General features: G+C 44.9%; 9 protein-coding genes. All 9 read left to right on the top strand.

The genetic code is table 11. The features are described 5' to 3' along the window. Positions 1-305: 305 nt before the first annotated feature. The 9 genes from CXF82_RS09725 (at position 306) to CXF82_RS09685 (ending at position 9302) form a co-directional block, all read left to right on the top strand. Positions 306-1466, top strand: a complete 1161-nt coding sequence (locus tag CXF82_RS09725) for a chemotaxis protein (RefSeq protein ID WP_102038943.1) — start codon at positions 306-308, stop codon at positions 1464-1466. Between the two features lie 129 nt (positions 1467-1595). Further along, positions 1596-2909, top strand: coding sequence for a methyltransferase (locus CXF82_RS09720; protein WP_102038942.1), 1314 nt, complete (start codon positions 1596-1598; stop codon positions 2907-2909). A 260-nt stretch (positions 2910-3169) separates the two neighbouring features. Next, positions 3170-4219 (top strand): 3-oxoacyl-ACP synthase III, encoded by a 1050-nt coding sequence (locus CXF82_RS09715; RefSeq protein WP_101093280.1) that lies wholly within the window; start codon positions 3170-3172, stop codon positions 4217-4219. A gap of 79 nt (positions 4220-4298) precedes the next feature. Next, positions 4299-5204 carry an alpha/beta fold hydrolase gene (locus tag CXF82_RS09710; RefSeq protein WP_102038941.1) on the top strand — a complete coding sequence of 302 codons (906 nt, stop codon included), beginning with the start codon at positions 4299-4301 and terminating at the stop codon, positions 5202-5204. A gap of 5 nt (positions 5205-5209) precedes the next feature. Further along, positions 5210-6913, top strand: a complete 1704-nt coding sequence (gene oleC, locus CXF82_RS09705) for an olefin beta-lactone synthetase (protein ID WP_102044098.1) — start codon at positions 5210-5212, stop codon at positions 6911-6913. 6 nt (positions 6914-6919) lie between these two features. Beyond that, entirely contained in the window at positions 6920-8026 is a 1107-nt protein-coding gene (oleD, locus tag CXF82_RS09700) for a 2-alkyl-3-oxoalkanoate reductase (RefSeq protein ID WP_102044099.1), read from the top strand. A 109-nt stretch (positions 8027-8135) separates the two neighbouring features. Then, the gene (locus tag CXF82_RS09695) at positions 8136-8531 is read left to right on the top strand and encodes a GFA family protein (RefSeq protein ID WP_102044097.1); all 396 of its coding nucleotides are present in this window, start codon (positions 8136-8138) and stop codon (positions 8529-8531) included. A 52-nt stretch (positions 8532-8583) separates the two neighbouring features. After that, positions 8584-9027, top strand: coding sequence for a hypothetical protein (locus CXF82_RS09690; RefSeq protein WP_101093273.1), 444 nt, complete (start codon positions 8584-8586; stop codon positions 9025-9027). A 50-nt stretch (positions 9028-9077) separates the two neighbouring features. Continuing rightward, positions 9078-9302, top strand: a complete 225-nt coding sequence (locus CXF82_RS09685) for an amphi-Trp domain-containing protein (RefSeq protein ID WP_101093271.1) — start codon at positions 9078-9080, stop codon at positions 9300-9302. Positions 9303-9454: the final 152 nt, after the last annotated feature.

The following is a 9454-nucleotide window of genomic DNA, read 5'->3' as shown; positions in this document are numbered from 1 at the left end:
CCATAATGTGTGCCGAGGGCTTAGATTCGCCTCGGTGTTTTGAAGGCCTACAGAACGCCGACAATATGATTAAATTATTAATACAACGAGTATAAAGTAGCTAGAATTAAGTGACGAGGTTATCTGTTCGCGAGTGATTTACTTAACGTGAGCTCTAGGTTCTTATCGTAACCATTAGTTTATGTAAGCGATCTAAAACCCTAATGTGTGTTAGTTGTAGGTCTAGCAGAGAACGGATGTTAGAATTTAACTAAATAATTTATTAGTTGATAGTATTCAATATGTTGTATTTTAATGGAGGCTTTATGAAAGCGGTGTTTCGCTTTTGCTTTGTCATTGTTACGGCTGTGTTGGTTGCCGGGTGTTCCCTGTTAGAGATCAAGTTAGAAAGTGGCATTGAGCCGTTACCTAAAGATCAGTTAAATATGCGCGTTTTTAGCCGAGATTTTAGTACGGTATTTTATAGTCAGGTGGAAAGTGCCGCCGATCTAATAGAGCGCAACAGCGACAGTGTTCCCATTAAGTCGAATACACTGATGTGGAAAATTAACGCCGAGCAGAATCTGCAACATACCATATTTCAAGCATCTCCTACTGCAGCCATGGTTGATACCTGGGTGTTTACCGAACAAATGGTGCAATTCTTTGAATCCGGCGCCGGTAAGAATGTGTTTGGTGAACAGCAGCAAACGGCTATCGACGTGAGTCAGCATCTGAGAGATCAGTTTGAACGCACGATTAAAAAATTTGGTGCGGCAAGTTTCCAAAAGAACCAGAATTTCGTTAAGCAATATGTTGCACTGTACCCGATTAATGATATGTCATTTACGCGTCAGTCAGCCTTTACTGATTGGTTAGAGTACAATGAAATCAATGAGTTTGATGCGGTAACCACTTTTGGTACCGTGCCTGAGGTAATGAGTGATATTTCTGACAGAATGGCAATGATTGCCGAGCAAATGCCAAAGATATTGGGCTGGAAAGCAGAGCTTTATGCATTACATTCCAATATTAACGCCGATGAAGTGCAAGCCACTTTAATGAGTATTAGTGATACCTCAGCCAAGTTTCAGCAACTCATGGCGCAAAGCCCCGAGATGATGCAAGCGCTAGCGGTCGATCTGCGCAGAGAGTTAACGCCACTGTTAGTGCAATTGAGTGCATCAACAGACGATAAGCTGGCGCAATTGTCAGTTGAGCGACAAGCGCTAGAGTTGATGGTGAAAAACGAGCGTATTGCATTAGAAGCCATGGTGACGAGAGAGCGCGCTGCAGCGGCAGTTGATTTAGAGAAAATATCTGAGCAAACCGTTAAAGTGGTTTTTGAAGAGGTCACTAAAACGCTCAAGAGCCTAATACTCTATTTTGTATTGTTCTTGCTGGTGGTCTTTTTTGCTCCGCTGGGGCTTGGCGTATGGCTGGGAAGGCGGATGCAAGTTAAAAAGCAAGATTCAATAGCGCCATAACCCTTGCGGTAAAGAGCTGTGATAAACTGGCGTTACTTATCTAAAAGGAGACTTAAAAAAGTCTCCTTTTATTGTTTAAAGCGGTTCTAATGTCTTTTAACATCAACGTCGAATCAATGTTTATCTCATATGCAGCAAAATAATAGCCCAAGATCAGCCTTTGCGACTCAATTCAAACAGCTCGACAGTTTGCTGAACTTGAGCCGTACACTTTGGCAAAACCGCAGTTTTGAATGTCGTGAATTACCCTGGGGTGATGCTTTTCCGACGCTAGCGAGATCGGTTTGGCAAATTGCAGATGATGAACTTGATACTATTGATGCCTGTCAGTTAAGCCTAAGTGAGCGATTACTACCGTCGTTAAAGCAAGATCTACAGGCCGCTGGAAGCGATTGGGACTTAAACTTATTACTCCCGGAGATTGCAGCGGCTATATCCACTGAGCCTGCAGAAATAATTCCATCATTAAATGATGTAAGCACTGGGTCATTTAATGATGAAAGTATTCGGCCATTAGCATTACTGCAAGCGAATGATATGGCCCATTTTAGTGCGCATATAAAAGGGCGTAAGTGGCAACAGATCACGGCTTTTGTTGAACATTTGCCGGATACTAAACTGCCTGTGCTTGAATGGTGTGCTGGAAAAGGGCATTTAGGGCGCTTGATCGCAAAAGCGACAGGGCGCAGCGTGGTAAGTTTAGAGTGGCAGCAGAGCCTGTGCGCTGCAGGTGAGCAGTTTGCAGATAAATGGCAGTTACCACAGCGTTTTGTCTGTGCTGATGCGTTTGCGGAGCAGCAAGGCCAGCTTGAGGAGCAACAGCTGGCTGTAGCGCTGCATGCTTGCGGTGATCTGCACGTTACCTTGTTACAGCACGCCAGTAATGCTGGGACTCGGCAAGTGGTGATATCGCCGTGTTGCTACCATCTTATTCAGGCTCAGTATTACCAGCCACTCTCAATGACGGCTAAAGCAAGCGATCTGCTGTTGACTAGAGCAGATCTGCAGCTGCCTTTGCAACAAAGCATGATAGCCAGTGCTAAAGGTAATCAATATCGGCTGCAAGAGATGGCATGGCGCTTAGGATTCGATTCTTTGCAACGTGAGATGCGTCAAGTGGATGAGTATTTGCCCATTCCATCTATTAAGCAAAGTCAGCTCAATGGTGAGTTTGAAACGTTCAGTCGCTGGGCCGCAGACACCAAGAAAGTGCCCTTGATTGATTCGATAGACTGGGCACATTATCAAGCCAACGGGCGTGAACGACAGCGACTGACTCGTCGCATCGATTTGGTGGCCCATCTTTTCAGAAGCGTATTCGAAAAATGGCTATTACTTGACCGAGTTTGCTTTTTAGAAGAGAGCGGTTACCAAGTAAAGTTGAGTGAATTTTGTTCAAACAGTATTACGCCTCGAAATGCGATAATTAGTGCATTTAAATAGAAAAATGACAGTTTGATAATTTAATAAGTGCGTAACAAATTGTTTATTAAGTTGTAATTGAGTCAGTGATGATTGAATCTGACGGTAAAGTGGTGCCATTTTTAGAGCAAAGTTGATGATAGAGTGGATTTAAAGGTCTCAGTTATGAGGTTTTTTATTGAATCATCTGCTTTTTCTTGCTCAAATGGCTGGTTAATAATAAATAATTATCTTCATTGGTCGTAAATTGGCCAGTTTAGTGAGCGATTAAATACAGTTTCATGAAATATTCCCGCGTTTTTATCAATAGCATGGCCTACGAATTAGCGCCTGAAGTTGTTTCAACTTCGGAGCTTGAATCTCGTTTAGCGCCGTTATACAAAAAGTTTCGTATTCCGATGGGGCAACTTGCTGCATTGACTGGGATCCATGAAAGACGTTGGTGGCCAAAAGGGCACAGATTGTCTGACGGAGCATTAGCTGCGGCGCACAAGGCGATTGATGAAACTGGCGTCGATATCAGCGATTTAGGCGCAGTGGTTTACACTGGCGTTTGCCGTGACCAACATGAACCCGCAACAGCATGTCGTATCGCCGCTGAACTTGGCGTCTCTAAAAATACGGCAATTTATGATATCAGTAACGCGTGCTTAGGCGTGTTGTCAGGTATTTTAGATATTGCTAACCGCATTGAGTTAGGCCAAATCAAAGCCGGTCTGGTGGTTTCTTGTGAGTCTGCTCGACATATTGTGGATATCACCATCGACAAAATGCTTGCTGAACCGACGATGCAAAACTTTGCATCGTCGCTAGCAACATTAACCGGTGGCTCTGGTGCCGTTGCTGTTTTGCTTACAGATGGCAGCCTCAATTTAAAAGGTGATCGTCAGCATCAGTTGTTAGGTGCAAGTCATCTTTCAGCGCCGCAACATTACGATTTGTGCCAATGGGGACTCGAAGAAGCGGGTCCGCAGTTATACCGCGAATTTATGCGCACCAATGGTGTGGCTTTGCTTAAAGAGGGTGTTGAGCTCGCGCGCCATACTTGGAGCCACTTCTTAGATCAGCGCAGCTGGTTAGTTGAGCAAGTTGATAAAGTTATTTGTCACCAAGTGGGTTCGTCAAATCGTCGTAATGTTCTGCAAGCACTTAACATTCCTGAAGAAAAAGAGTTTCCGACTTATAGATTACTGGGCAACATGGGCACGGTTTCATTGCCCGTTACCGCTGCTATGGCACATGACCAAGGCTTTTTGAAAAGCGGCGACCAAGTGAGCTTTTTAGGCATTGGTAGTGGCTTAAATTGCATGATGTTGGGGCTTAAGTGGTAACACCACTGGCCAGCAGCACTCGTCGCTGGTAAGCCTTACGCATTTATCATAAGTCCAGTATAAAATTATAGGAAGCGTCATGTTAGACACCCTACACCCATTTAAACGTAATTATTTAGATAGAAACGGCAATAAACTTCAGTATGTTAATGAAGGTTCTGGCGACCCGGTCGTGATGGTTCACGGTAACCCGAGCTGGTCGTTTTATTATCGTAATCTTATTAGCGCGCTAAGCGGTAAGCATCAATGCATAGTGCCTGATCATATTGGTTGTGGCCTTTCTGATAAGCCTGATGACAGTGGTTACGATTACACTCTGAAAAGTCGTATAGACGATCTTGAAGCCTTGCTTGAGCATTTAGACGTTAAAGATAATATTACGCTTGTTGTCCACGATTGGGGCGGCATGATTGGTATGGGTTACGCTGCTCGCTATCCTGAACGTATTAAGCGTTTAGTTATTCTCAATACGGGCGCGTTTCACCTTCCGAAAACAAAACCTTTTCCGTGGGCGCTTTCAATCTGCCGTAATACCCTTCTAGGGACATGTTTGGTGCGTGGCTTTAATGCTTTCTCATCGGCAGCGTCTTATGTGGGTGTGAAGCGTAAGCCGATGCATAAAGATATCCGTCAGGCCTACGTTGCCCCGTTTAACTCGTGGGCAAACCGTATCTCCACTTTACGTTTTGTGCAGGATATTCCGTTAAAGCCGGGCGATCGCAATTATGAGATGGTGTCAGACATTGCCGCAAGCTTAGATAAGTTTGCCAATGTGCCCACCGTGATCTGCTGGGGACTGCAAGATTTTGTGTTTGATAAGCACTTTTTGGATGAATGGAAACAAAGAATGCCCCATGCACAAGTGCATGAGTTTGCTGATTGTGGCCACTATATTCTTGAGGACGCTAGCGATGAAGTCATTGCTCATATCAACACCTTCATCGATGAAAATAGCATTGAAGCAGTACAAGACTCGGTGGCGTAAATAGAATGATTAGCCCGCTTGAGCGTCAGCACGTTGGTGCCAATCTTTGTCGTCATCTTGTCGACGCTGCCAACCACATACCTGACTCTCTTGCTGTTGCTGTACAACACTCCCGCGGTCAAGCACTTGACCGCTTAAGCTATGAAGAGATGGACTTTCAAACGCTTAATGCTAAAAGCGATCACATCGCTGCCGCATTGATCCAGTTTGGGCTGACTCCGGGCATGAAAGCGGTGCTGATGGTCACTCCCAGTATCGATTTTTTCTGTTTGACCTTTGCGCTGTTTAAAGCGGGTATTATCCCTATTTTGGTCGATCCTGGGATGGGAATTAAAAACCTCAAACAGTGTTTTATTGAGGCCAAACCAGATGTGTTTATAGGGATCCCTAAAGCGCATGTCGCTAGACGTTTGTTTGGCTGGGGCAAGCACAGTGTCAACCACCTGATCTCAGTGGGTGGTGGTAGGCTCGTTAATGGCTTAACGGGTGCCGTTAACCTAGAACAAATAGTCAAAGAGTGTGATAACACCGCCTTTAAACTGCAATGGCTAGCGGATGACGCTATGGCGGCGATTCTGTTTACCAGTGGCAGTACGGGCACGCCAAAAGGGGTGGTCTATTCCCATAAAATGTTTGAAGCACAAATTAGTGCGCTTAAACATGATTACGCCATCAAATCGGGTGAGCGCGATTTGGCCACTTTCCCGCTATTCTCCTTATTTGGGCCCGCGTTGGGCATGGCATCGATTGTGCCAGACATGGATGCAAGTAAACCCATTACAGCCAATCCCGAATTTATCTTTGCTGCTATTGAAAAGTATCAATGCAGCAATATGTTTGTTAACCCGGCATTGATAGAGCGTTTAGGTCAAGCGGGAAGTCGCACCAATCACCAACTCACCAGTATCAAGCGAGTGATATCGGCTGGCGCCCCCGCAACCATCTCATCGATTAAACGCTTTAGCGCTATGCTCAATAGTGATGTTGAAGTGCTTAATTCTTATGGCGCGACAGAGTCTCTACCTTTAAGTAAAATTGGCAGCCAATCGCTATTTAATACCACCACTATTACCGATAATGGGGGGGGGATCTGTGTTGGAAGTGCCATTTCAGGCGTTGATATCTCGATTATCGATATTGATGAAAGCCCAATTGAAAACTGGCACGACACACTATCGCTCCCCCCGTATCAGATTGGCGAAATTGTGGTTAAAGGCCCTATGGTGAGCCGCGCTTATTACCAAAGAGAAAGCGCGACCATAGCGGCTAAAATCAACGACGGCGGATTCATTCGACACCGAATGGGCGACTTGGGCTATCTTGATGATAAAGGCTTATTGTGGATGTGTGGGCGTAAAGCGCATCGCGTAGATGCGATAACCGCGGATAACCGCGTTCAACGTTACTACTCTATTCCAAGTGAGCGGATTTTTAATACCCTTCCTGATATTAAGCGCAGTGCGCTTGTGGGTGTGGTGATTGCGGGTAAGTTAACCCCGTTAGTCTGTATTGAGCTTAATCAAGCAGCGGCCTGTTCAAAGTCGAGCTTATTGTACGCTCAATTACGAACGTTGGCAGAGCAACACAGCCACACACAGGGGATTGAGCGTTTTCTCATTCACCCTGATTTTCCCGTCGATATTCGCCACAACGCCAAAATATTTAGAGAGAAATTGGCCGTTTGGGCCCAGAAACAGATCAAGGAATAGTTGATTGTGTCTGACAATAACCCGTTAGTCCCCCCTTTGAGTGTCTTTGCCCTAGAAGAACAAACGGCACTGATTAATCTCAAAAATTACGCATCGCACGCATTTGTCACCGGCGCGGGTGGTTTTTTAGGTAAAGCCATTTGTGAACGCTTGCTTGCGATTGGCATTAAGGTGACAGGGTTCGCCCGTGGTGAACACCCCTTGCTGTCAGCGATGGGCGTGAAGATGGTAAAGGGCGATCTTGCTGACGAAGCAGGGGTATTAACGGCGATGCAAGGCTGCGATATTGTATTTCATGTGGCCTCTAAAGCGGGTGTTTGGGGTAGCAAGCAGAGCTATTTTTCACCCAATGTTGATGGAACTCGATTTATCATCAAGGCTTGCAAAAAATCCAATATCAGCAAACTTATATACACCAGCACCCCAAGCGTTACGTTTACAGGCCATGATGAAAATGGCTGTGATGAATCAGCGCCGTATGCAGAGCAATATCTTAATCATTATGGTGAATCTAAAGCGGTTGCCGAAAAGATGATGATCAGCGCCAGTGGTGATAAAACCGATGCAGGACAAATGCTGCAGACGGTGTCATTAAGGCCACACCTTATTTGGGGGCCAGGTGACCCACATTTGGTACCACGGGTACTTGAACGTGCTAAAGCAGGGCGTTTAAAGCTGGTGGGTCAGCAAGATAAGTTAGTCGATACTATCTACGTCGGTAACGCGGCCTTTGCACATATCTTAGCGGCAGAGCGGTTATGCAGAGCAAATGCAGCAGGACTAAAAGCGCAGTGCGCTGGCAAAGCCTATTATTTGAGTAATGATGAGCCGATTACCATGGCTGAGATGCTGAATAAAATTTTGGCATGCCAATCACTGCCAAGCGTCAGTAAGCGGGTACCCACTTCACTTGCTTATGGCGTTGGCGCAGTATTGGAAACGATTTACCATCTATTAGGTAAAACGGAAGAACCTATAATGACCCGTTTTGTTGCAAGGCAGCTTTCCACCAGTCACTATTATAATATCAGCGCCGCGAAACGCGATCTAGGTTATAGCGCAATAGTTAGTATTGATGAAGGTATGCAACGACTTAAAAAATCGCTAAGTTAGTGTAGGCTTGAACCTAGCAACTCCTCGTACAGGGTCACAGACCAAATAAGGTCACTTTTATGAGCCACTAATAAATCCACATTTGTAATGCAACCCAAGGAATGGTGTTATGCACAAAGCGAGTTGTAACTGTCGTCAGTTATCTTTAACGGTCATAGGTGAGCCCATTCGGGTGTCTGTGTGTCATTGTAATGCCTGTCAAAAACGGACTGGAAGCGCTTTTGGTGTTCAGGCTCGCTATCAATTGAGTCAAGTCACGTTTAGTGGCGCCAGCCATCACTATCAACGTAAAGGCGCGGTGATCACTTTTCAATTTTGTCCTCATTGCGGTGGGAATCTGTGGTTTACCATGGACGTAATGCCAGAGGTGGTTGCTATTCCACTAGGTAACTTTGCCGATGATGCAGTGTCAAAAGCGCAGTTAGCCTCGCCTACAATGACGGTATATCAAACTCGTTGTCATGATTGGGTTAAGCTTGAAGGTATCGACGAGGTTTATGATTAACCTTTTAACCCTGTTTTCAAATTAAGTAGATTGTTAATTTCAAGGAACAGAAATGAAACGAATCAAACCTAAGTCGATGTTTGTTATTACGCTATTGATATTGGTTGCATCTCCCTTGAGCGCCGCTGAAAACCCCTTTATTGGTAGTTGGAAGTTAACTTCTGGTCAGTACCTCGATGGTAATGGCAAATGGGTGCAATACGGCGACCTAAAGCTGAGTGCGATTAAAGTTATCTCTGAAAATCATTTTAGTTTTACTACCATGAAAAATATCGGCACAGAGGCTAAACCAGAGAGTGAGTTTTGGGCTGCAGGCACGGGACGCTATACATATACAGCAACGGAATATGTCGAATACCCACAACTGAACTCATTTGGAGTAGCTGCAGATATGCCGTTTGCTTTTACTTACCAGATTACAGGTGAAGAGTGGCAAACTAAGCGGACAGAAAATGGCGAGCTGAAAGAGCAAGAGCTGTGGTTAAAGCTCGACTAGTGTGGCGGTAAGTATTAAAACATAGCAGTAAAAACACAGGGAATATCGACATGAACAAAAAAGCACAACGGGACATTGAGAAAGGCTATAGCAATGCCGACTTCGCCGCCAAACTTAGGCGTTTAGCTGATTCATTAGAGTCGGGCGAAAAGTTTGAAATACAGATTGCTGGCGAGAGGGTCTATGTCCCCGTTCGCGCGGAATATAGCGTTGAGCACGAACGCAGTGATGATGAAGAAGAGATTGAGTTTCAAATTAAGTGGTCACCTAAATAAACTTTAGCGACTGCAGATAAAAGGCACTGTATTGAAAGTACCTCTTCGACATTGTGCCTATTATCCATTAACTATGTCGTATGAGACCGATTATTATAGGATAAATGTATTCCTTGGGGTAATTGGTGATTATGACTCTACCATCATCACTA

Source organism: Shewanella sp. GutDb-MelDb, from assembly GCF_002836075.1.
Lineage (GTDB): Bacteria > Pseudomonadota > Gammaproteobacteria > Enterobacterales > Shewanellaceae > Shewanella.
This window is presented reverse-complemented; position numbering and strand designations above follow the sequence as displayed.

Coding starts and splice junctions, on each gene's coding strand:
- CXF82_RS09725 (WP_102038943.1), top strand. CDS start 306: ATGAAAGCGGTGTTTCGCTTTTGCTTTGTCATTGTTACGGCTGTGTTG.
- CXF82_RS09720 (WP_102038942.1), top strand. CDS start 1,596: ATGCAGCAAAATAATAGCCCAAGATCAGCCTTTGCGACTCAATTCAAA.
- CXF82_RS09715 (WP_101093280.1), top strand. CDS start 3,170: ATGAAATATTCCCGCGTTTTTATCAATAGCATGGCCTACGAATTAGCG.
- CXF82_RS09710 (WP_102038941.1), top strand. CDS start 4,299: ATGTTAGACACCCTACACCCATTTAAACGTAATTATTTAGATAGAAAC.
- oleC (WP_102044098.1), top strand. CDS start 5,210: ATGATTAGCCCGCTTGAGCGTCAGCACGTTGGTGCCAATCTTTGTCGT.
- CXF82_RS09695 (WP_102044097.1), top strand. CDS start 8,136: ATGCACAAAGCGAGTTGTAACTGTCGTCAGTTATCTTTAACGGTCATA.
- CXF82_RS09690 (WP_101093273.1), top strand. CDS start 8,584: ATGAAACGAATCAAACCTAAGTCGATGTTTGTTATTACGCTATTGATA.
- CXF82_RS09685 (WP_101093271.1), top strand. CDS start 9,078: ATGAACAAAAAAGCACAACGGGACATTGAGAAAGGCTATAGCAATGCC.